Genomic DNA, 21,895 nt, shown 5'->3' on the forward strand with positions numbered 1-21,895 from the left:
GGGGGGCCTAGCGTCCGGCCCATGCTTGCGATCGAGGCGAAGAACCTGCGCCGCACCTACACCAGCCGGACCGGCTTTCTGCGTCCGCGCCGCACCGAGACGGAAGCCGTGCGGGGGATCACCTTCGAGGTGGCGCGCGGCGAGCTCTTCGGGCTCCTCGGGCCGAACGGCGCGGGCAAGACCACCACCATCAAGATGCTCAACACCCTGCTGCTGCCGACCTCCGGCACGGCCCGGGTGCTGGGGTACGACGTGGCGTCCGACCCGGTGGCCGTCCGCCGACGGATCGGTTACGTCTTCGGCGGCGACCGGGGCCTGTACGACCGGCTCTCCGCCCTCGACAACCTGCGCTATTTCGCCGAGTTGTACGGGGTCGAGCCCCGGGACCAGAAGCGGCGGATCGCCGGGCTCCTCGACCTGACCGGCCTTGCCGGGCGCGAGAAGGAGCGCGTCGAGGGGTACTCGCGGGGCATGCGGCAGCGGCTGCACATCGCGCGCGGCCTGCTGCACAGTCCCGACGTGCTGTTCCTGGACGAACCGTCCATCGGCGTGGACCCCGTTGCGGCACGCGACCTCCGCCGCACCGTCGCCGACCTGCGCGCCGAAGGCACCACGGTGTTGCTGACCACGCATTACATGGCGGAGGCCGACGAGCTGTGCGACCGGATCGCCGTCATCGCGGGCGGCACGATCCGGGCGCTCGGCACACCGGACCGGCTCAAGTCCCGCGTCCAGGAACGCGGCATCCTGGAGGTCGAGGCGTACGGGGCGGGCGAGGACCACCTCGAACGTATCCGCGCCGTGCCCGGTGTGCAGGGCGTGGCCGCCGAGGACCGGGGCAGCCGACAGGCCGTCATCGTGCAGACGGAGCGCGGCGCCGACCTGCACGGACAGGTCCTGGCCGCGCTCGACGGGGTCCGCGTCGGACGGGTCGTCACCCGGGAACCCACGCTGGAGGACGCCTACATCGCGATCGTGGAGGAGGCGGACGGGTCGTCCGGCGAGGAACACGCACCACCGGCCCCCGGCGCCGGGACGGACCGCCGCTCGGGCAGCGAGGTCGCCGCGTGACGCCCGCCCGGGCCCTGCGCCTGACCGCCGTCGGAGTGCGGACACACGTGTCGTACATGAGCCGTTCGCCGCTGGAGATCACCTTCGCCGTCCTCGTGCCCCTGGTCTACGCGACGCTCTCCGTCTACCTCTTCCGCGCCGCCGACGATCCCGACCGGCTGCTGACCGCGGCCGTCGGAGCCGGGCTGATGGGCATCTGGTCCTCGGTCCTCTTCGGCTCCGGCGGGGCCGTGCAGAACCAGCGCTGGCTGGGCACGCTGGAGACGCTCGTCGCCTCGCCCACGCCGCTCTCCCTCGTCCTGCTGCCCATCACCCTGGCCACCGCCGTCATGGGCACCTACGCCATGGGCGCCACGGTGCTGTGGGGCGCCGTGCTCTTCGGCGTGCCGCTGGACTTCGCGCATCCGGTGCTCTTCCTGGTCGCCGTCCCGGTCTGTGTGCTCTCGCTCGGGATGATGGGGCTGCTGCTCGCCGCCACCTTCGTCCTGCTGCGCAACGCGAACGCGCTGGCCAACCCGTTGGACGCCCCCGTGTGGCTGCTCTCCGGAATGCTCATGCCCATCACCGTGCTGCCGGACTGGACGCGTCCGGTCTCCTGGGCGCTCCCCACCACCTGGGGCTCCCGCGCGGTGCACGCGGCCACCTCCGGCGGCGCGGGAGCGGCCGAGGTGCTGGTCCCGATGGGCGCCGCCCTCGGACTCGGGCTGCTCTACGCGCTGCTCGCCGTCCTCGTGCTGGGACGCGTCGAACGGCGTGCGCGGGCCGCCGCGACCCTCGCCCTGGCCTGACCCGGCGCGCCGCCCGCCCCGTTGCCGCGCCCCGCTTCCCCTTCCGCCCACCCCAGGAGTCGCCCCATGCCCGCCCGTATGCCCCACCCGGATTCCGGTTCCGCACCCGGCCTCCGCCACCGGATCGTTTCCGCGGCCCGGCTCGTGGTGATCGGCGGCGCCCTCTCTTACCGGGCGCTCTTCAACTGGACGACGCCGCCCATGTTCATCGGCACCCTGCTCGTCGGGCCGCTGCTGCAACTCCTCTTCTTCGTCTTCCTGGGACGGCAGCTGGGCGTCGCCGACGACCGCTTCTACCTGCTCGGCAACGCCGTCATCTCCTCGTCCACAGCCTGTGTGTACGGCGGCACGATGGCCGTCGCCAACGAGCGGCGCTACGGGACGCTCGGCGCGGTCCTGCTCAGCCCCCGCCACCGGGCTCCGCTCTGGTTCGGCCGGGCGCTCCCGTATGTGCTGAACGGTCTCGTCATCAGCGTCTTCACGCTCTCCGCTGCCTGCCTCCTGCTCGGTCTGCGGATTCCGCTTGGGTCTCTTCCGGGGCTCGCGGCGGTCCTGCTCGCCGCCGCCGCCGGATGCTCCGCGTTCGGCCTGGCGCTGGGGGCCCTGGGGCTGCGCTTCCGTGACGTCTTCCTCGTATCGAACGTGGCCGCTTCCGTACTCCTGCTCCTGACCGGTGCGAACGTGCCCCGGGAGACCCTGCCGGGCTGGATGCGGACCGTCGGGGACGTGCTGCCGCTGACCCACGCCGCCGACGCGGCGCGTCAGTTGTCGGCCGGGGCCGGGCTCGACGGCCGGGGGATCGTCGCGGAACTGCTGACGGGCGCCGGGTACGCCCTGCTCGCCGTCGCGCTGCTGACCCTGTTCGAACGGGGGAGCAGGCGGCGCGCCACGCTCGACGTCATGTGACGGGCCCTGCTGTTCACCCCGCGTTGGCGTCCGCGACGTTCCGCGGTGGGAGCCTCCCCGCGTATCCGCGACGTGGCAGGGGAAGAGGGAGGCGTACGGAATGGAGAGCGGGCCCGCCGTACTCGCCGGAACGACATTCGCACTGTTCGGTGCGGCGCTGCTGCTGTGGACGGGGGCGCGCGTGCTGAATCGCGCGCCGGTGGCCTACGGGGTGCGCCCCCTCGTCTCCACCGCACTCGCCACCGTGTTCGGCGTACTTTTCCTCGTCCTCGGGGTGTGGTGCTTCGGCCGCGTGTGAGTGCGCCCGTCCCGCCGGGCGTACGAGGCCGGGGCCCTGCGGGACCCGGTCGTGAGGCCGGAAACACGCCCGGGCCGCGTGCCCGTCGCCCCCCGCACCCGCAGGGCGGTCCGGACCGTGCCGAAACCCGCAGGCCGTGGCCGTGCGCGCGGCGGACCGAGCGGGCCGGGCGGCAGGAATGCCGGAAGTCGGGTTACCGTTCGAGTGGCCGTTGCGGGCTTTTGCCGTTTGACACGGGGGCGGGTTGTACCGTCACACTCCGCAGCGACAGCACTGTCGGCAGCGCCCTCGCGCTGCCCCGGATGCCCCACCGAGCGTCGACCGGAGAGAAGAGCGAAGTTGTCCCCGACCAGCGAGACCGCACAGGGCGGCCGCCGACTCGTCATCGTCGAGTCGCCTGCCAAGGCGAAGACGATCAAGGGCTATCTCGGCCCCGGATACGTCGTCGAGGCGAGCGTCGGGCACATCCGCGACCTCCCGAACGGCGCCGCCGAGGTGCCCGACGAGTACACCGGCGAAGTGCGCCGCCTCGGCGTCGACGTCGAGAACGACTTCGAGCCGATCTACGTCGTCAACGCCGACAAGAAGGCCCAGGTCAGGAAGCTCAAGCAGCTGCTGGCCGAGTCCGACGAACTCTTCCTCGCCACCGATGAGGACCGCGAGGGCGAAGCCATCGCGTGGCACCTCCAGGAAGTCCTGCGGCCCAAGGTCCCGGTCCACCGGATGGTCTTCCACGAGATCACCAAGGACGCGATCCGCGCCGCCGTCGCCAACCCGCGCGAGCTGAACCAGCGCATGGTCGACGCCCAGGAGACCCGCCGCATCCTCGACCGGCTCTACGGCTACGAGGTCTCGCCGGTCCTGTGGAAGAAGGTCATGCCGAAGCTCTCGGCGGGCCGCGTCCAGTCCGTCGCCACCCGGCTCGTCGTCGAGCGGGAGCGCGAGCGCATCGCCTTCCGCTCCGCCGAGTACTGGGACCTGACCGGAACCTTCGCCACCGGGCGGGGCGGCGACGCCTCCGACCCGTCGACGTTCACGGCCCGGCTCAGCGCGGTCGACGGGCGCCGCATCGCCCAGGGCCGCGACTTCGGCGCGGACGGGCAGCTGAAGTCCGCCTCCGGCCAGACGCTGCACCTGGACGAGGCGAACGCCCGGGCCCTGGCCGCCGCGCTCGCGGACTCCGCGTTCGCCGTGCGGTCCGTCGAGTCGAAGCCGTACCGCCGCTCCCCGTACGCGCCCTTCCGTACGACGACCCTCCAGCAGGAGGCGAGCCGGAAGCTGGGCTTCGGGGCGAAGGCCACGATGCAGGTCGCGCAGAAGCTGTACGAGAACGGCTTCATCACCTATATGCGTACCGACTCCACGACCCTCTCGGACACCGCGGTCTCCGCGGCCCGGGCGCAGGTCACGCAGCTGTACGGTGCCGACTACCTGCCCGAGAAGCCGCGTACGTACGCCGGCAAGGTCAAGAACGCGCAGGAGGCGCACGAGGCGATCCGCCCCTCCGGCGACCGCTTCCGCACTCCCGCCGAGACCGGCCTCACCGGTGACCAGTTCCGGCTGTACGAGCTGATCTGGAAGCGGACCGTCGCCTCCCAGATGAAGGACGCGACCGGTAACTCGGTCACGGTCAAGATCGGTGGCCGGGCGAGCGACGGGCGGGACGCCGAGTTCTCCGCGTCCGGCAAGACGATCACCTTCCACGGCTTCATGAAGGCGTACGTCGAAGGCGCCGACGACCCGAACGCCGAGCTGGACGACCGCGAGCGGCGGCTGCCGCAGGTCACCGAGGGCGACGCGCTGTCCGCCGACGAGATCTCGGTCGACGGCCACGCGACGAAGCCGCCCGCCCGCTACACCGAGGCGTCGCTGGTCAAGGAGCTCGAAGAGCGCGAGATCGGCCGGCCGTCGACGTACGCCTCGATCATCGGGACGATCCTGGACCGCGGCTATGTGTTCAAGAAGGGCACGGCCCTGGTGCCGTCGTTCCTCTCGTTCGCCGTGGTCAACCTGCTGGAGAAGCACTTCGGCCGGCTCGTGGACTACGACTTCACGGCCCGCATGGAGGACGACCTCGACCGCATCGCCCGCGGTGAGGCCCAGTCCGTGCCGTGGCTGAAGCGGTTCTACTTCGGTACGCAGGAGGGCGACGACGCGGCCGGTGCGGGGGTGGCCTCCGACGCGGGCAACGGCGACGGTGACCACCTCGGCGGGCTGAAGGAGCTCGTCACCGATCTCGGCGCCATCGACGCGCGGGAGATCTCGTCCTTCCCCGTCGGCAACGACATCAAGCTGCGCGTCGGCCGCTACGGCCCGTACATCGAGCGCGGCGAGAAGGACTCCGAGGGCCACCAGCGCGCGGACGTCCCCGAGGACCTGGCGCCCGACGAGCTTTCCGTCGAGTACGCGGAGGAGCTGCTGGCCAAGCCGAGCGGCGACTTCGAACTCGGGACGGATCCGGTCAGCGGGAACCAGATCATCGCCAAGGACGGCCGCTACGGGCCGTACGTCACCGAAGTGCTGCCCGAGGGCACGCCGAAGACCGGCAAGAACGCGGTGAAGCCGCGGACGGCCTCGCTCTTCAAGTCGATGTCGATCGACACGGTGACGCTGGCCGACGCGCTCAAGCTGATGTCGCTGCCGCGGGTGGTCGGCGTGGACGCCGAAGGCGTCGAGATCACCGCGCAGAACGGGCGCTACGGGCCGTACCTGAAGAAGGGCACGGACTCGCGGTCGCTGACCTCCGAGGACCAGATCTTCGACATCACGCTCGAAGAGGCGCTCGCGATCTACGCGCAGCCGAAGCAGCGCGGGCGGGCCGCGGCCAAGCCGCCGCTGAAGGAGCTGGGCACGGACCCGGTGAGCGGGGCTCCGGTCGTCGTCAAGGACGGGCGGTTCGGTCCTTACGTCACCGACGGGGAGACGAACGCGACGCTGCGTACCGGGGACAGCGTCGAGGAGATCACGCCGGAGCGCGGGTTCGAGCTGCTTGCCGAGAAGCGGGCCAAGGGGCCGGCGAAGAAGAAGACGACCAAGAAGGCCGCGGCCAAGAAGGCGCCGGCGAAGAAGGCTGCGGCGAAGAAGACGACGGCTGCCAAGAAGGCGACGGCTGCCAAGAAGGCGACGGCTGCCAAGAAGACGACGGCGAAGAAGGCTGTCGCCAAGAAGGCCGCGACCGAGGAGTAGGCGGGGCGTGGCGGGCGCCTGCGGCGGGCCCTTTCCCCTACCCGCCCCTTCCCGGAACCGGGGCTCCGCCCCGGACCCCGCGCCTCAAACGCCGGCGGGGCTTGATTGTCGGGCCCCGCGCCTCAAACGCCGGCGAGGCTGGGGGTGCGGCGGGACTGGGGGGTGCGGCTGGGCCCCGGGGTGCGGCTGGGTCCGGGGGGTGCGGGCGGGGGCTACGGGGTGTTTGTTCGGGTGGGGGCACGGAGGATGTGGGTGTCCCGTTAGGCTGGGCGGATGACGCGAGCCGAGCAGCCTACGGTCGTGAGCCCCACCTCCGACGCACTTGCCGCAGACTCACGCGAGCGCGCCGTACGAGCCCTGTTGCGTGTTCCCCCGCTGAAGCGGTTGTGGAGTGCCCAGCTCGTCGGCAGTACCGGCGATGCACTCGCCCTTCTCGTGCTGGTGCTGCTGTCGCTGCAAGCGGCGGTTCTCGAGGGCTCATTCGGGACCGGATACCGGGGGGCGGCCTTTGCCGTCGCCGCCGTGTTCGGGGCCCGGATCATTTCCACCCTGCTCTTCGGAGCCGTACTCCTCGGGCCGTTGACGTCGCTCACGGCGCCGGGCGGGCCGGTCGACCGGCGGTGGCTGATGATCGGCACCGACGGGCTGCGGCTCCTGCTGCTCGTCGTCGCGCCCCTGTGGATCGACTGGACGCCCTCCAACGCGCTCACGATGATCCTCGTCACCGTCTTCGTGGCCGGGGCGGCCGAACGGCTCTGGAGCGTCTCCAAGGAGAGCGCGGCGCCCGCGCTGCTGCCCGCCCCGCCGATCGAGGGCGCCGCCGTGCGCCCGCTGCCGGACCACCGCGACGCACTGCGCCGGCTGTCCCTGCGTACGGACTTCGCGGCCGTTCCCCTCGCCGCGGCCGTTCTGCTGGTCGCCACGGTGATCGGTAGCCTGCTGGGCTCCGGCCTGGACTGGTTCTCCTTCCACCAGGCGGCCCTCGGCTCGTACGTCGCGGCCGGGCTGTTCTCCGCCTCCATCTCCACCCTGTACTTCCTGGAACTGCCCGGTACGCAGACGCCCCGCCCGCGCTCGCCCCTGGAGGGGTTGCGCCGGCCGTCCGCGGGGAACGGCCCCGACAAGGGCCGCACCGGCTCCATTCCGCTGATCGTCGCCACCTGCGCCGCGGTCGCCGGAGCCATCGCGGCCGCGGCCGCCGTCGCCGTGCTGCACGCCAGCGACCTCGGCGGCGGGCCCGTCACCCTCGCCCTGCTGGTCCTCGCCCTCACCGGCGGCACGGCTGCGGGCATCCGTACGGCGGGGAAGGTGCTGCCCACACTGTCGCGGCGCCGGATGCTCTCGTTCGCCACCGCCGTCACGGGCATCGCCCTCCTGGCGATGGGCCTCGTCCCGGACACCGCGACCGTCGTCCTGCTCGCCGTACTCGCCGGATACGCGGCGGGCGTCGCCGCGAACACCGGTCATGTTCTCGTCGACCAGGAGACCGAGGAGGCCCGCCGGACCAGGATCGGCGAACACCTCCAGGCCGTCGTCCGGGTCCTCATCGCCCTCGGCGCGGTCGGCGGTCCCCTGGTCGCCGCGGCCATCGGCACCCACCGGCTGACCATCGGCGACTTCGTCTTCGCGCACGGTGGCGCCGCGTTCACCCTGATGCTGGTCGGCGCCCTGCTGCTGCCCGTCGCGGTCATCGTCCTCGCGAAGACCGACGACCGCTCCGGCGTACCTCTGCGGCGCGATCTGCGCGAGGCGCTGCGCGGCGGCGACCCGGCCGTCGCGCCCGCCGCGAACGGGTTCTTCATCGCCTTGGAGGGCGGCGACGGAGCCGGCAAGTCCACCCAGGTCGAGGCGCTCGCCGAGTGGATCCGGGCCAAGGGCCACGAGGTCGTCGTCACCCGTGAGCCGGGCGCGACCCCGATCGGGAAGCGGCTGCGGTCCATCCTGCTCGACGTGTCCTCGGCCGGGCTCTCCAATCGGGCCGAGGCCCTGCTGTACGCCGCCGACCGCGCCGAGCACGTCGACTCGGTCGTCCGCCCGGCCCTGGAGCGCGGCGCCGTCGTCATCTCCGACCGCTACATCGACTCGTCCGTCGCCTACCAGGGCGCGGGCCGCGATCTGGCCCCCACCGAGATCGCCCGCATCTCGCGCTGGGCGACGAGTGGCCTCGTACCGCACCTGACCGTCCTCCTGGACGTCGCGCCCGAGACCGCGAGGGAACGGTTCACCGAGGCGCCCGACCGGCTGGAGTCCGAGCCGCCCGAGTTCCACGCCCGGGTGCGCTCCGGCTTCCTGACCCTGGCCGCCGCCGACCCGACGCGCTACCTCGTGGTGGACGCCGGGCAGGAACCGGAGGCCATCACCACCGTCGTGCGCCACCGTCTCGACCAGGTCCTGCCGCTCTCCGAGGCCGAGATCAAGGCCCGCGAGGAGGCCCGCAGGGCCGCCGAGGAAGAGGCCAGGCGCCGCGCCGAGGAAGAGGCCGCCCGCAAGGCCGAGGAGGAGCGCCTGGAGCGCGAGCGGCAGGAACAGCTCGCCAAGCTCCGCGCCGAGGAGGAGGAGCGCAAGCGCCGCGAGGAGGAGGAAGCCCGCCGCCGCGAGGCCGAGCGCCAGGCGGAGGAGGCCAGGCGCCGCGCCGAGGAGGAGGCCGCCCGCAAGGCCGAGGAGGAACGGCAGCGGGCCGAGGAGGCCCGCCGGGTCGCCGAGGCCGAGCGCGCGCGCCGCGAGGCCGAGGAGGCGGCCTACGAAGCGGAGCAGGCGCGGCTGCGCCGGCAGGCGGAAGAGGAGGCCCGGCTCCGCAAGGAGGCCGAGGCCGCGCGGCTGGAGAAGCAGCGCAAGGCCGAGGAGGCCCTGCTCCGGGCCGAGGCCGCCCGCCGCCAGGCGGAAGCGGAGGCTCAGGCGAAGGCCGAGGCCGAAGCGGCTGCCGCCGAGGAGCGTGCCCGTGAGCGGGCCGCCCGCGAGGAGGAGGCCCGCGCCCTGGTCGAGCGGCAGGAGGCCCGCGCCCGGGCCGCACGGGAGGAGGAGTCCCGGCTGCGGCAGGACCCCGGGCCTTCGGGAGGCAAGGGTGCCGGCAGCGGCGACGAGCCCGCCGGGCCCGACAACGAGCTGACCGTGCCCACGCCGATCGTGGACCCGAACGAGATCACGCAGCCCGTTCCCGCGCCGGTGGATCCGGAGTCCGGTTCCGGCCGCGGGCGCGGACCCTGGCCGTCCGACCAGGACGAGACGACCGTGATCCCGAAGTTCTCCGACGACTCCGAGGAGACGACCGTGCTGCCCGCCGTCCCGGACGCCGGGCGCGGTGGCGGTGCACGGGAGTCCGACCCGGCCGACCGCGTGCCGCGCGGCATCTTCCGGGACGAGCGGCCGGCGGAGGGCGACAACGAGCGCACCCGTGAGCTGCCGCAGATCACCGACCCGCACGCGGAGCAGCAGCGGCCCCGGCGCCCCCGGCCCGACTGGGCGGAGGAGACCCCGCTGGACGACCTGCCCAGCCTGGCCGACGAGCTGCTGGGCGGTTACGACGACGAGGGCCCGGAGTCCTCGGGCGGCCGGGGACGACGGCCGCGCCGCTGACCGTCCGGCGCTGCCGGAAGTCCGCCGATGGCCCCGCGCCCTCCATGGGTGCGGGGCCATCGGCGTCCGCGTTGTCAGTCCCGTCCCTCACAATGGGAGACCGGATCGACGCGAGCCACGCGTCGAGCGAAGCGGAAAGGCGGTGCCCCATGTCCGTGTGGGACGACCTGGTCGGCCAGGACCGGGTGCAGGAGCAGCTGGGCGCCGCCGCCCGGGACGCCGACGTGCTGGTCACCGCCGACGCGGCGGGGGAGCCGGTGCCGCCCGGCTCGAAGATGACGCACGCCTGGCTGTTCACCGGCCCGCCGGGCTCCGGGCGCTCCACCGCCGCCCGGGCCTTCGCCGCCGCGCTCCAGTGCACGAGCCCGGACCGCGCGCTGGGCGGTGCGCCGGGCTGCGGCTTCTGCGACGGCTGCCACACCAGCCTCATCGGTACGCACGCGGACGTCGACGTGATCCGCACCGACCTGCTCTCCATCGGTGTGAAGGAGACCCGTGAGCTGGTGCGCCGCGCCCAGCTCTCGCCGGCCGTCGGGCGCTGGCAGGTCATCGTCATGGAGGACGCCGACCGCCTCACCGAGGGCGCGGGCAACGTCCTGCTGAAGGCGGTCGAGGAGCCCGCCCCGCGCACGGTGTGGCTGCTGTGTGCGCCCTCGCTGGAGGACGTGCTGCCGACGATCCGGTCGCGGTGCCGCCACCTCACCCTGCGTACGCCGCCGGTCGACGCCGTCGCCGACGTCCTGGTGCGCCGGGACGGCATCGACCCGGAGCGGGCCGCCGCCGCCGCCCGGGCGACCCAGGGGCACATCGGGCGGGCGCGCCGCCTTGCCACGGACGAGCGGGCCCGGGCGCGCCGGGCCGCGGTGCTGAAGCTGCCGCTCCGCGTCGAGGACATCGGGGGGTGCCTCAAGGCGGCGCAGGAGCTGATCGACACCGCGACCGAGGACGCGAAGCAGGCGTCCGAGGAGGTGGACGCGAAGGAGACGGAGGACATGAAGGCGGCGCTCGGGGCCGCCGCCGGAGGCCGCATGCCACGGGGGACGGCCGGGGTGATGAAGGAGCTGGAGGACAAGCAGAAGCGCCGCAAGACCCGCACCCAGCGCGACAGCCTCGATCTGGCGCTCACCGAGCTGACCGGCTTCTACCGCGATGTGCTCGCCCTGCAGTTCGGCTCGCGGATCGCGATAGCCAACGCCGACGCCGAGGACGCCCTGGACCGCGTCGCCCGTGCGTCCACGCCGGAGCGCACGCTGCGCCGGATCGAGGCGGTGTCGGCCTGCCGCCGTGCCCTGGACCGCAATGTGGCGCCGCTGCTCGCGGTGGAGGCGATGACGATGGCGCTGCGCGCGGGCTGAGGGGCAGGGCGCGGCGCATCACCCGAAAGAGGTGGGAATCGGGTGTGCGGTGAGGGGGCGGCTACGCTCCGGGCATGGACACCAGGCGCCCGTTCCGCACTCTTGCCCTCGTGCTCGGCACTGCCGGCCTGCTCGTCTCCGGGTGCAGCGGCGGAGACTCGTCGGGAGCCACGTCCTCCGCCGACGCGGGCTCCGCGTCGCCCTCGGCGGTTCCGGCCGCCCTGAAGTCGTACTACGCGCAGCACATCAGCTGGCGGGACTGCGGTGCCAGCGGCTTCCAGTGCGCGACGATGAAGGCGCCACTGGACTACGCGAAGCCGGACGGCGGCGAGATCGAGCTGGCCGTCTCGCGCAAGAAGGCGACCGGCCCCGGCAAGCGCATCGGCTCCCTGCTGGTCAACCCCGGCGGCCCCGGCGGATCGGCCATCGGCTACCTCCAGGGCTACGCCGGCATCGGTTACCCCGCCCAGGTGCGGGCCCGCTACGACATGGTGGCCATCGACCCGCGCGGGGTGGCCCGCAGCGAGCCCGTCACGTGCCTGACCGGGCCGCAGATGGACGCGTACACGCAGGTGGACCAGACCCCGGACGACGACGCCGAGGCCACGAAGCTGAGTGACGCCTTCGAGAAGTTCGCCTCGGGCTGCGAGAAGCGCTCGGGTGAGGTGCTGCCGCATGTCTCCACCGTGGAGACCGCGCGCGACATGGACATGCTGCGCGCCCTGCTCGGCGACGAGCGGCTGAACTACGTGGGGGCGTCGTACGGGACATTCCTGGGGGCGACGTACGCCGGGCTGTTCCCCGGCCGCACCGGCCGCCTGGTCCTTGACGGGGCGATGGACCCCTCGCTCTCGTCGGTGGAGATGAACCGGGCGCAGACGGCGGGGTTCGAGACGGCGTTCCAGTCGTTCGCGAAGGACTGCGTGAAGCAGACGGAGTGCCCGCTCGGGAGCACGTCCGCCTCCGACGCGGCGGACCGGCTGAAGAAGCTCTTCGCCGATCTGGACGCGGACCCGGTCCCCACGGGCGAGTCCCGCGAGCTGGGCGAGTCGCTCGCCACGACGGGCGTCATCGCCGCGATGTACGACGAGTCGGCCTGGCCCCAGCTGCGCGAGGCGCTGGCCGGTGCGGAGTCGGGCGACGGCGCCGGGCTGCTGGCCCTGGCCGACAGCTACTACGAGCGGGAGCCGAGCGGCAAGTACACCAATCTGATGTTCGCCAACGCCGCGGTGAACTGCCTCGACCTCCCGCCCGCCTTCACCGGCCCCGAGGCCGTCGAGAAGGCCCTCCCCTCCTTCGAGAAGGCGTCCCCGGTCTTCGGCAGGGGCTTCGCCTGGGCCGCCCTGAACTGCGCCCACTGGCCCGTCCCCGCCACCGGCACCGCCCACCGCATCGAGGCGAAGGGCGCCGCCCCCATCGTCGTCGTCGGCACCACCCGCGACCCGGCCACCCCGTACGCCTGGGCCGAGTCCCTGGCCGGCCAGCTCTCCTCGGGCACCCTCCTCACCTACCAGGGCGACGGCCACACCGCGTACGGGCGTGGCAGCGACTGCGTCGACACGGCGATCAATACGTACCTCCTGGAGGGGACCCCGCCCGCCTCGGGCAAGAAGTGCCGCTGACCTGCGTGAACGGTGCCGAAGCGGGCTGGTTCGGAGCACCCCCGGAAACTGTGTAGACTTGGCGTCGCTGCTGATCGCATGATGGTGCGAACAGGGCGCGCCGCCTTAGCTCAGTTGGCCAGAGCAACGCACTCGTAATGCGTAGGTCTCGGGTTCGAATCCCGAAGGCGGCTCGGATCAGCCCCAGGACTCACTCGCCGTGACCTGGGGCTTTTTCCTTTTCTCTGCCCCGCGCCGCATGGCCGGCTCGGCACCAGGACCGGTGCTGGGGGCCCGCTATCGGGCCGGGGCCATCGGCATCCACTGAGCGGTCATGCAGCCTGCCGCCAGCCCGCCGCCCGTGCAGGGCCCGGAAGTGTGGGCCGGGCTGCACCGAAGGGTCCTGAATTAATTGGACAGGCGGGGCGAGCGGGAATGTAAGTGCATTCTGTGGGTCAAGTCCGGACGACCGGAATCCATTCCTCCGGGCCGCAGCGGCAGTGGGCGACTCCGTATTGCCTGCGGCGGGCGCACTGTGCTCCCGTACGCCCGGAGCCGGCGCAATCGAAACGGGACGTCTTCTCCCGCCCGCATCGGCTACTCTGCTGATCTTCCACAGAAAGCTACTGAGTCAGGAGACTTCCGATGACCCGAGCGCGCCCGTGGTCAAACACTTTTTCTGCTACTGGCTCCGTATGGTCCGAAATATGGCCACAGCTGCTCGCTGCGGGCGAATTCGGTAGCGGCAGTGCGATATTCGAGGAACAGCTGAACCTTCTCGAAAAGGCCGGTGTATTCACCGCACTCGTCCCCGAGGAGTACGGGGGTTTCGAGATGGAGGGACCTGCTGCCCTTGCCGTGATCGAGGACCTCGCCTACATCAATGGCACTCTGGGCTGGACTGCGTGCGTCGGGGTGGCCGGAGGACTGTTCAGCTTCGAACTGCCGCCCGCTGGTGCGCACGAGATATGGTCTGACTCGAATCCGCTGATTTCCTACGCGGGCGCCAACAGCGGAACTCTCACACCCTCAGGGGATGGGTTCACCCTTTCCGGTTCCTGGGACATGGCAAGCGGAGTGACTCATGCCAGCTGGGTGGCACTGGGCTGCACGGTGGAAGGCGGTCACCCCGCCGCGACCGCCGTCGCGCTCGTGCACCGCTCGGAATGTCGCCTCGGCCCGCCATGGGTTCCCGTGGGTCTGGCCGGAGCCAGTACCGCCCCCGTATCGATAGACGCCGTTCCAGTACCGCGACAGCGGATTACATTCGACGTCACCGATGAACAGAACAGTCACACTCGGCGGCGTTACCGCTTCCTGATCCCGAGTGCGATGGGTGCAGTGAGTCTTGGCATCGGATTCGCCTGTCTGGACTCCTTGGCCTCCCGGCAAGTGCGGCCCGACGCTGAACAGATGAAGCACCAACTTCTGGGCCACTCCTACGCCCAGCTGCTCGCTGCGCGCAGTTTTCTGCATGAGGCCACCGCCGACGTATGGCGTCGCGCGAGTCGCGGGCAGGCCTCCGAACTGGAACCGAATGCCAGACAGCGGCTGGCCGCCACTCATGCGGCCCACGTCGCCAACCAGGTCGCCGACGCGGCATCGCGATTGGGCGGAATGGCCGCCATAACCCAGGGGACATCCACATCGGAGCGTTGGCTGGAGGCACGTACCATTACCGCCAATATCACCGTGGGAGATCTGTACTACCGGGTTTACGGGGGTGTCGCGGCCGATGGAAGAGCTCCTCTTTCGTGGCCCTGAGGGCGGCCCGCCGGGAATCGTGGGGTAGCCCTCAGTGCTGCACCCGCATCTGGAGGTGGCCCGGCACGTGCTATTGACGCGTTTCCGGCCCATCGATTCCGAGGCCGTTCGCTCCCGTGGTCGCACCGGGGTCTGCAATGTGGTGCAACGGTTCGGTCCCGGATGTTTCGGGTTCTCTCCTATCTGCTCGTTCCCGGATGAGTAGGCCCTGTGCATTTTATGTGCGGATCGCCGTAAACCAGACATAGTTCCTCCGGCCCGTCCGCTGGCTCGTGGATGCGGCTTCGATCGCGGACGGGGCGGGCGCCACCTGGCGGCGCGCGTGGCGGACGGCTGCTTCGGTCTGAGCGGCGCAAGCGCGGTGCCGGCTACGCCGTCCGTACTCCCGGCAGCTTGAGCATCTCGCGAACCCACAGCTCCAGCACCAGGGCCTTGTAGGAGACAGGCGTCGGTCGGGTCGCCTCGTACACGTCGTCGAGCAGATCGCGAGCGACGTCGGCGCGCAGGATGCCCAGGTCGACCAGAGCGCCGCCGTCGACCAGGGGGCCGTACGTGTGGAACAGCCGTCCGGACCATTGGCCGACGGGCGTTTCGAAGGGCATCTTCGGTCGTTCGGCCATCCAGGACGGAACCCAGTTCAACGCGGCCTTTCGCACGTACTCCTTCGGTGCGAGGGCCAGATCGGAGCGATGTGCCCGGAGGCCGAATACGGTGTCCACCACGCTCGAATCGGTGAACATCAGGCGCCGTTCGACCCCGTGGCACATGGTGAGCCGGTCTCCCTGCGTGAGGCTGTTTTCACGCATATAGGTTTCGACGACAGCCGTGGATATCCTGCCCTCCGCCGATTCCCCTGGTCGGCGATGGAGTTCCCGCAGCGGGCTCAGGTCGCCGATCGACTGCAGGGTTTGCGCAGGCATGATGAGCGGCATGCGTGCGTGCGCTTCGAGATATCCGTCGTGAGTGGCGTAGAACGGCACGGGGCCGTCATCCCCGGAGGTCGTGCATGAGCCGAGCTCTGCCGCCTTCCGGGCCCACTTGACTCCCCACATCATCTCATCGGTCCCGTATCCCTGGAAAATACTGGGAACTCCTTGGCGGCGCGCCTCCCTGCTGATCGCCCAGTAACAGGGGGCCGCAGTGTCCGCAATGGGGTCGTCGCACGCAAGGACCACGACTGGGAAGGTTTCGATCACGTCATCGGCAGAGATTTCGATCTCGTGAAAATCCAGCCCCAGATGCGAGGCGATCCTGCGTGCCGCAGGGCGTTCGTCGTTGCCGGGGTGGCCCGGGTAGCCGACGGTGAACGCATGGACCGGTGTGCGTTTGCGGGCCAGTAGGGCCGCCAGCAGGATCGAGTCGATGCCACTGCTCAGAGAGATTCCCACGGGCCCGTCAGATGCGGTCGTCAGGGATGCGGCTTCTTCGAGCGCTGCCGCCACGGCGTCCACCGGGTCGGAAACCACCGCGCGCACGTCGGAGAAGTCCCAGTAACGGTGGAGTTTTGTCCTGGAAGTGTCGAGGTCAATTTCCAGTACCTGTCCGGCAGGCACCTTCCGCACGCCGGCGACTGCGGTGCGTGGTTCCGGTATGTACTGGAAAAGGAAGTAGGAGTAGATCGACTCGGGATCGAGACGGAAATCGACAGCTCCTGACGCCAGGAGACCCTTCAGTTCGGAAGAGAAGGTGAAACCTTCTGGGCCGTCGCTGTAGTAGAGAGGTTTCTCGCCCATGCGGTCCCGTGCGAGTGTCAGCCGCCTTTCCGTCCGGTCCAGGACGGCCAGGGCGAACATTCCACGTAGTTCGCCTATGAGGTCGCTACCCATCTTGCCGTACAGCTGGGCGATGGTCTGTGAAGTGGTGGCGCGCTTGAGATGCTGCCCGTGCTCCGGGAACCGGGACCGAATGTCGTCGATGTTGTAAATCTGGCCGTCCAGAACCACCGCAAAGCGCTCGTCCGGGCTCCCCTGGTGTAGACGCGGCTCTGGTTGCTCGATTCCGAGGCCGTTCACTCCCATCACCACGCCGGGCGCCTGGAAGGTGGCGTAATGATCTGGGCCTCGGTGCTTCAGAGCCTGTCGCATCCTCTCGTTCCGGGATGAGTAGTCCCTGTGTTTCTTATGTGTGAATCCCCATATACCAGACATGCTTCCTCCGGCTCGTTCGCTTGCTCGTGGACGCGGCTCCGGCCGCGGATGGGCAGGGTGTCACCTGGCGGCCGACGGAGCGGCCGACTGCACGGCGTGCTGCTTCGGTCCGGCGCACTGCCGCCGGGTTGATGAGAAAAATTGCGTTTGCAATGACATCAAGAGGGGGCGCACATCTCCCCTTGGGGGGAGGGGTGTTGACTGCTCCGCACGTCCAAGAGTGTACGGACGGCGCGGGGTTCCCCCTTGCACGGGTAGTCAGGAGGCCTGTCTCATACGGAGGTTGCGTCAGCGACGGCTCAACGCGAGCTGAGACATACATCGTTGACACCCTTCGAGAGCCAGTGCGATAGTCCGGAGGCATAGGCGGTGACGCCGGGGGAGACGGACGGGTTCCAGCCCGGGACGGTCGACTCCCGCGTCACCTGTCGTCTGTTCAGCGTCTGTACTTAGGGGGATAGGTGCGGAGACGTATCGTCGTGGCCGGCGGAGCCGGCTTTCTTGGCTCTCATATATGCCGCCGGCTTCTGGCGGACGGATGTGAAGTCATCTGTCTGGACAATTTTTCCACAGGCAACGAAGAGAACGTCGCCGACCTTTCCGCCCTGCCGGAGTTCACCCTTCTCAGGCAGGACGTGAGCGAGCCCTTCGATATCGACGGTGACCTGCACGCGGTGCTGCACTTCGCCTCGCCGGCGAGTCCGGTCGATTATCTTCAGCTCCCTCTGGAAACACTGCGTTCCGGGTCGCTGGGCACGTTCAACACACTGGAACTGGCCCACCGGAAGGGAGCGCGTTACCTTCTGGCCTCGACCAGTGAGGTGTACGGGGACCCGCTGATCCATCCGCAGCACGAGGGCTACTGGGGCAACGTCAACCCCATCGGGCCGCGCTCGGTGTACGACGAGGCGAAGCGGTTCGCCGAGGCGTCGGTGATGGCCTATCACCGGACACGGGGTGTGGACACCGCGATCGCCCGCATCTTCAACACGTACGGCCCTCACATGCGCGCCCACGACGGCCGCGCCATCCCCACGTTCATCCGGCAGGCGCTCGCGAACGAGCCGATCACCGTGGCCGGAACGGGCGCGCAGTCGCGGTCCGTCTGCTATGTGTCCGACCTGGTGGAGGGGCTGGTCAGGCTGCTCGATTCGGGCAGTACCGGTCCCGTCAATCTGGGCAATCCACAGGAGATGACGGTTCTGGAACTCGCCGAACTGGTGCGCCAGATCTGCGGTTGCGACGTGGAGATCACCTTCGTGGCGCGGCCCGAGGACGATCCCGAGCAGCGCCGGCCCGACATCTCGCTCGCCGGCGAACTTCTCGACTGGGCACCTGAGATATCCGCGGAAGTGGGCCTGAAGGACACGGTTGCCTGGTTCGGTGAGCGGCTTGGGCAGGGCTCCGAGCGAATCGAGCGGTTCGGATGACAGTGCGCCCCGTAGCTCTCCCGCCCGTCAAGGTGCCGCTGGCGCGGCCGAACCTCAGCGCACTCGAGCGCTCCTACGTACAGCAAGCACTCGAGGACGGATGGATCTCGGGGACGGGTGGCGTCGTCAGCCGCTTCGAGGACGGCCTGTCCAGCCGGGTCGGGCGCCGACACACGATCGCCGTCGCCAACGGGACCCTGGCTCTCGAACTGGCTCTGCGCGCCCTCGGCGTCGGACCGGGTGACGAGGTCATCGTGCCGGCCTTCACCTTCGCGGCCCCGGCGACCACCGTGCTCGCCGTGGGGGCCGTGCCGGTCCTGGTGGATATCGATCCCGAGACCTGGACCATCTCGCCGCAGGCGGTCCGGGCCGCCCTCACCCGGCGCACCAAGGCGGTCATCGCCGTGGACGTGCTGGGGCACCCGGCGGATTACGACGCGCTGCGTGGTCTCGGTGTGCCGGTGATCCAGGACGCCGCCGAGGCGCACGGTGCCCGTTACCGGGGCGGCCCCGTCGGCGGGCAGGGCGATGCCTCCGTCTTCAGCTTCCACGCGAACAAGGCGATCACGACCGGCGAGGGGGGCAGCGTCGGCACCGACTCAGACGAACTCGCTTCCATGATGCGCCTGGTGGCGAACCACGGCATGACGCCGAAGAACCCGTATGTCCATGAGGTCGTGGGCCGCAACTACCGGATGACCAGCCTCACCGCCTCGCTGGGGCTGGGGCAGCTCGACCGGTGGGACGAGCTCATCGAAGCCCGGAGGGACGTCGCGCGCCGCTATACGGAGCGCGTCGACGCGTCGGTGTACGCGCCGCGTCCGGCCGCGTCCTGGGCGGACTACTCCTGCTGGCTGCACACCGTCACGACCACGGTGGAGCGGCGGCCCGCCGTCCTGGACCACCTGCGCTCACGCGGCATCGACGCCCGCGCCGTCTGGCCCCCACTGCACGAGCAACCGGTGCTCGCCCCGTACGCCACCGACTGCCCCGTCGCACGGGACATCGCCCTCCGCGCCTTCTGGCTGCCCACGTACGCCGGGATGCCCGACACCGACATCGACCTTGTGGCTGACGCTCTCGCCGAAGCGGCGGACAGGAAGTGAGCACCACCATGCAGAAGCTGAGCGTCATCGTCCGGTTCCGGAACGAGGCGACCCACCTTGACGCCGTGCTGCGCGCGATCCGGGCCCAGCGGTGCTCGGTGCCCGTGGAGATCGTCGCCGTGGACAACAGCTCCACCGACGACTCCCGCGCCATCGCGGCGCCGTACGCCGACACCCTGGTCGACATCACGGACTACAAGCCCGGTGCGGCGCTCAACCGGTCGATCGAGGCGTGCACCGGGGATCACGTGGTGGTGGTGAGCGCCCACGCCATTCCGTCCGACGAGCGGTGGCTGGAGAACCTGATCCGGCCGCTGCGGAGCCCGGACGTCCTCGGGGTGTACGGCGGACAGATCTACCCGGTGAACGCCAAGTTCCTCGACAAGCGCGACCTGGACATCTTCTCGGACATCCAGCCGCGTTCCGAGACGAGGGACTCCGACTTCTGGAACGCGAACTCCGCCTTCAGCATCGCGTCGTGGGAGAAGCAGCCGTTCGACGAGAGCGTCATCGAGCTCGAGGACCATCACTGGACCAAGCAGATCCTGCCGGAGGGAAGCCGCTGGATCCGGTTCGAGCCGGGAGCGCGGGTCTACCACTACGGCCACGAACTGCGCAACGACCGGCAGTTCCTCGCTCCGGACGGGCGGAGCACCGAGGATCGGGTGCGCGAGGCCGTGCGGGCCCTGGAAGGTGACTTCGTCGCATGGCCGGAGGCCATGTCGGCCGGCATGACGCTGGGCAGCCTGTGGCGTGAGCCGCAGGTGCGGGCGACGGTGCCCCTGCTCGGGCGCTACCTGCTGGAGTACTGGGACTTCGACGTGCGGTGGCGCATGGCCGGGGCCCTGGGCCGCCTGGACTACCCGGAGTCGGTCCCGTACCTGGTGCGGGGTCTCGCCGACCCGTCCTTCTACGCGCGGGACGAGTGCGCCTGGTCGCTCGCCAGGCTCGGGGGGACGGCCGTTCCGGAGCTGATCCGGACGCTCGCCCGGCCGGGCGCGATCCCGGACGAGTCGCTTCCCTTCGCCGCGCTGGCCCTCGGCCTGTCCGGCACCCGGGAAGGCCGGGAGAGGGCTCTCGACCTGCTGGAGCAGTGCGTGGCCGACGCGGACGAGGCGGTGGCACGCGACGCGGTGTACTTCCTCGGCGAGATCGGCAGCGCCGAAGGGCGCCCCGCGCTGCTGCGCGCCGTCACGGACCGGCTGGCCCACGAGGACTACCGAACGGCGCGTGCCGCCGTCTGGTGCTGGGGCATGCTCGCGGAGAACGGGGACGACAGCGAGCGGGTCGACGCGGCGACCGCGGACATCGTCGCCGTCTCACGCCAGCACCCGCAGGATGTCGTGCGCGCCGAGGCCGTGGCGGCCCTGGGTGCTCAGGCACGCAAGCGGCGCGGTACCTCCGCGCTGAGCGAGGTCGCCCGCTCCCTGCGCACCGACGGCGCGGGACGCGTGCGGTACGCGGCCATCCAGAGCCTGCGACTGGCGGCCGCGGAGGGCGGTGCCGAGACATGCGTCGAGGCGGCGGCCCAGCACACCGATGACAACGACTTCGGCGTGCTCTTCGAGCGCGAGCTGATCCTCGCGACCCACCAGAAGAAGGGGAAGCAGTCATGAGGGCACTTGTCACGGGCGGCGCCGGCTTCATCGGCTGCAACCTGACGGCGGCGCTGGTCCGAGCGGGCCACGAGGTGACGGTGGTCGACAACCTCTCCCGTCGCGGCAGCCTCCGTAACCTCCAGGCGCTGCTGGAGGACCCCGTCGCGGCCGAACGGGTCGACTTCCGCCCGGTGGACGTCCGCGACGCGGAGGGGCTGGCCGCTGTGGTGGCCGACTGCCGTCCGCAGGCCGTGGCCCATCTGGCCGCGCAGGTGGCCGTCACCGACTCGGTGGCCCACCCGGCCGTCGACTTCGAGATCAATGCCCGGGGCACCCTCAACGTCCTGGAAGCCGTACGCAAGCACGCGGCCGACGCACGGGTCCTCTTCACCTCCACCAACAAGGTGTACGGGAGCCTTGAGCGGCTTCGTACGGAGCGGACCGAGACCCGCCACGTCCTCCCCGAGCACCCGGACGGCATCGCCGAGGACTTCCCGACCCTGGCCACGACCCCCTACGGCGTGTCCAAACTGGCGGCGGACCTGTACGTACAGGACTACGCGTACACCTACGGCCTGGCCACCACCGTGTTCCGCATGTCCTGCATCTACGGCAAGTGGCAGAACGGCACGGTGGACCAGGGCTGGGTCAGCTGGCTGGTCAAGTCCACGCTGCTGGGCAACCCGGTCACCATCTACGGCGACGGTCTCCAGGTGCGCGACCTGCTGCACATCGACGACCTGGCCGCCGCCATGCGCCGGGTGCTGGCGGACGGGCAGGGCCTCGGCGAGGTGTTCAACATCGGCGGGGGCCCCGAGTTCTCCGTTTCGGTGTGGGGGGAGTTCGGCCCGCTGCTCTCCGAACTGGCGGGCCGGGGCGTGCCGGCCACGTACGAACCGCGGCGCACCGGTGACCAGGACGTGTACATCAGCGACATTCGCAAGGCGCGGAAGCTGCTGGGGTGGCAGCCCGAGCGAGCGCCTCGTGACGGCATCGCGGAGATGACCGAGTGGCTGCGCGTCGAAAATCAGCTCGTCGATTAGATCCCACCCATCCAGGCCGAAGGGAACCT

General features: G+C 70.6%; 14 protein-coding genes and 1 tRNA gene. 14 read left to right on the plus strand and 1 reads right to left on the minus strand.

The annotated features are described in order from the left end of the window. Positions 1-21 precede the first annotated feature (21 nt). From AB0L33_RS02465 to AB0L33_RS02510, 10 genes are all read left to right on the plus strand, one after another. On the plus strand, positions 22-1,071 hold the full coding sequence (locus AB0L33_RS02465; RefSeq protein WP_365677231.1) for an ABC transporter ATP-binding protein: 1,050 nt from the start codon (positions 22-24) through the stop codon (positions 1,069-1,071). Next, positions 1,068-1,859 (plus strand): ABC transporter permease, encoded by a 792-nt coding sequence (locus AB0L33_RS02470; RefSeq protein ID WP_365677232.1) that lies wholly within the window; start codon positions 1,068-1,070, stop codon positions 1,857-1,859. Before AB0L33_RS02465 ends, AB0L33_RS02470 begins: the two co-directional genes overlap by 4 nt. A 66-nt stretch (positions 1,860-1,925) precedes the next feature. Beyond that, positions 1,926-2,765, plus strand: a complete 840-nt coding sequence (locus AB0L33_RS02475) for an ABC transporter permease (RefSeq protein WP_365677233.1) — start codon at positions 1,926-1,928, stop codon at positions 2,763-2,765. A gap of 100 nt (positions 2,766-2,865) precedes the next feature. Further along, the gene (locus AB0L33_RS02480; RefSeq protein ID WP_328900911.1) at positions 2,866-3,063 is read left to right on the plus strand and encodes a hypothetical protein; all 198 of its coding nucleotides are present in this window, start codon (positions 2,866-2,868) and stop codon (positions 3,061-3,063) included. A 339-nt stretch (positions 3,064-3,402) separates the two neighbouring features. Further along, positions 3,403-6,249 carry a type I DNA topoisomerase gene (gene topA, locus AB0L33_RS02485; protein ID WP_365677234.1) on the plus strand — a complete coding sequence of 949 codons (2,847 nt, stop codon included), beginning with the start codon at positions 3,403-3,405 and terminating at the stop codon, positions 6,247-6,249. A gap of 273 nt (positions 6,250-6,522) precedes the next feature. Then, the gene (gene tmk, locus AB0L33_RS02490) at positions 6,523-9,822 is read left to right on the plus strand and encodes a dTMP kinase (protein ID WP_365677235.1); all 3,300 of its coding nucleotides are present in this window, start codon (positions 6,523-6,525) and stop codon (positions 9,820-9,822) included. A 149-nt stretch (positions 9,823-9,971) separates the two neighbouring features. Next, on the plus strand, positions 9,972-11,177 hold the full coding sequence (locus AB0L33_RS02495) for a DNA polymerase III subunit delta' (protein ID WP_018102166.1): 1,206 nt from the start codon (positions 9,972-9,974) through the stop codon (positions 11,175-11,177). A 74-nt stretch (positions 11,178-11,251) separates the two neighbouring features. Next, the gene (locus AB0L33_RS02500) at positions 11,252-12,799 is read left to right on the plus strand and encodes an alpha/beta hydrolase (protein ID WP_365677236.1); all 1,548 of its coding nucleotides are present in this window, start codon (positions 11,252-11,254) and stop codon (positions 12,797-12,799) included. Between the two features lie 99 nt (positions 12,800-12,898). Continuing rightward, positions 12,899-12,972 (plus strand) — tRNA-Thr (locus tag AB0L33_RS02505). Between the two features lie 451 nt (positions 12,973-13,423). After that, positions 13,424-14,542: a hypothetical protein gene (locus AB0L33_RS02510; protein WP_365677237.1), complete on the plus strand. Its 1,119-nt coding sequence runs from the start codon at positions 13,424-13,426 to the stop codon at positions 14,540-14,542. 368 nt (positions 14,543-14,910) lie between these two features. Here AB0L33_RS02510 and asnB read toward each other — a convergent pair whose 3' ends face one another. Then, positions 14,911-16,689: an asparagine synthase (glutamine-hydrolyzing) gene (gene asnB, locus AB0L33_RS02515; protein WP_365677238.1), complete on the minus strand. Its 1,779-nt coding sequence runs from the start codon at positions 16,687-16,689 to the stop codon at positions 14,911-14,913. Between the two features lie 473 nt (positions 16,690-17,162). Here asnB and AB0L33_RS02520 point away from each other — a divergent pair, with 473 nt between their 5' ends. From AB0L33_RS02520 to AB0L33_RS02535, 4 genes are read left to right on the plus strand one after another with little or no spacing between them, the layout of a single operon-like run. Then, positions 17,163-18,119, plus strand: coding sequence for a UDP-glucuronic acid decarboxylase family protein (locus tag AB0L33_RS02520; RefSeq protein ID WP_365677383.1), 957 nt, complete (start codon positions 17,163-17,165; stop codon positions 18,117-18,119). Next, positions 18,116-19,225 (plus strand): DegT/DnrJ/EryC1/StrS family aminotransferase, encoded by a 1,110-nt coding sequence (locus AB0L33_RS02525; protein WP_365677239.1) that lies wholly within the window; start codon positions 18,116-18,118, stop codon positions 19,223-19,225. Before AB0L33_RS02520 ends, AB0L33_RS02525 begins: the two co-directional genes overlap by 4 nt. Next, on the plus strand, positions 19,222-20,841 hold the full coding sequence (locus AB0L33_RS02530; RefSeq protein ID WP_365677240.1) for a HEAT repeat domain-containing protein: 1,620 nt from the start codon (positions 19,222-19,224) through the stop codon (positions 20,839-20,841). The genes AB0L33_RS02525 and AB0L33_RS02530 overlap by 4 nt, the downstream gene beginning before the upstream one ends. Beyond that, positions 20,838-21,866 (plus strand): GDP-mannose 4,6-dehydratase, encoded by a 1,029-nt coding sequence (locus AB0L33_RS02535; protein ID WP_365677242.1) that lies wholly within the window; start codon positions 20,838-20,840, stop codon positions 21,864-21,866. The genes AB0L33_RS02530 and AB0L33_RS02535 overlap by 4 nt, the downstream gene beginning before the upstream one ends. Positions 21,867-21,895 lie beyond the last annotated feature (29 nt).

Origin of the sequence: Streptomyces sp. NPDC052299, assembly GCF_040679335.1 — a bacterium.
In the GTDB taxonomy this organism is placed as follows: Bacteria; Actinomycetota; Actinomycetes; order Streptomycetales; family Streptomycetaceae; genus Streptomyces.

Coding starts and splice junctions, on each gene's coding strand:
- AB0L33_RS02475 (WP_365677233.1), top strand. CDS start 1,926: ATGCCCGCCCGTATGCCCCACCCGGATTCCGGTTCCGCACCCGGCCTC.
- AB0L33_RS02525 (WP_365677239.1), top strand. CDS start 18,116: ATGACAGTGCGCCCCGTAGCTCTCCCGCCCGTCAAGGTGCCGCTGGCG.
- asnB (WP_365677238.1), bottom strand. CDS start 16,689: ATGTCTGGTATATGGGGATTCACACATAAGAAACACAGGGACTACTCA.
- AB0L33_RS02500 (WP_365677236.1), top strand. CDS start 11,252: ATGGACACCAGGCGCCCGTTCCGCACTCTTGCCCTCGTGCTCGGCACT.
- tmk (WP_365677235.1), top strand. CDS start 6,523: ATGACGCGAGCCGAGCAGCCTACGGTCGTGAGCCCCACCTCCGACGCA.
- AB0L33_RS02480 (WP_328900911.1), top strand. CDS start 2,866: ATGGAGAGCGGGCCCGCCGTACTCGCCGGAACGACATTCGCACTGTTC.
- AB0L33_RS02465 (WP_365677231.1), top strand. CDS start 22: ATGCTTGCGATCGAGGCGAAGAACCTGCGCCGCACCTACACCAGCCGG.
- AB0L33_RS02510 (WP_365677237.1), top strand. CDS start 13,424: ATGACCCGAGCGCGCCCGTGGTCAAACACTTTTTCTGCTACTGGCTCC.
- AB0L33_RS02495 (WP_018102166.1), top strand. CDS start 9,972: ATGTCCGTGTGGGACGACCTGGTCGGCCAGGACCGGGTGCAGGAGCAG.
- AB0L33_RS02535 (WP_365677242.1), top strand. CDS start 20,838: ATGAGGGCACTTGTCACGGGCGGCGCCGGCTTCATCGGCTGCAACCTG.